Source organism: Roseomonas acroporae (assembly GCF_023223525.1).
Lineage (GTDB): Bacteria > Pseudomonadota > Alphaproteobacteria > Acetobacterales > Acetobacteraceae > Roseomonas_E > Roseomonas_E acroporae.
Map to the genome: position 1 here is coordinate 1 of NZ_JALPRX010000261.1, position 771 is coordinate 771.

The window sequence follows — 771 nt, forward strand, 5'->3', positions numbered from 1 at the left end:
CCGCTCACCGCGAGCTGCCAGGCGCCGAGGAAGGCCGCCAGCAGGCAGAGCGAGACGATCGCGGCACGGGCGTTGAGGTTGACGTGGCGCATCAGGACCTCCGGATGGCGAAGGCGTTCACGTAATCCTCCGGCTTCGCGGGATCGAACGCCCTGCCCATCACGACGATGGTGCGGCCGGTGGCCCGCGCCGGATCGAGCCCCGCCTCGCGCATGGCGCGCTCGGCGTCGGTGGCGAGGTAGACCTGCCGCGCGATGCCGGCGTAGTCGACGTCGCCGCGGATCTGCCCCCAGCGCTTCATCTGGGTCAGGATCCAGATCGCGAAGCTGTCCCAGGGCATCGGCGCGAAGCTCACCCGGTCCGGCACGCGCCGCACGGTGCCGTGCCCGTCGGCTATGGTGCCGGTAAGCACCTGCTGCACCACCACCTCCGGCTGGTTCAGGTAGTTGGCCGGCGCGATCGCGGCCGCGATCTCCTTGCGGTTCTCGGGCTTCGTGGCATAGGCGGTGGCGTCGACGATCGCCCGCAGCATGGCGTGGTAGGTGTTGGGCGCCGACTGCGCCACCTCCCGACCGATGCCGAAGGAGCAGCACGGGTGCCCGTCCCAGATCTCGCGCGAGAGGATGTGGAGGAAGCCGACGCCGTCGTAGACGGCGCGCTGGTTGATCGGGTCGGGGCCGAGGAAGCCGTCGAAATTGCCCGAGCGCAGGTTGGCCACCATCTCCGGCGGCGCCACGACACGAAGCTGCACGTCGCGGTCCGGGTCCAGCC

General features: G+C 70.6%; 1 protein-coding gene. It reads right to left on the reverse strand.

Going from position 1 to position 771, the window contains the following annotated elements:
- Positions 1-91: 91 nt before the first annotated feature.
- On the reverse strand, positions 92-771 hold a 680-nt coding region (locus tag M0638_RS28415; RefSeq protein WP_248670321.1), incomplete at its 5' end, for an ABC transporter substrate-binding protein.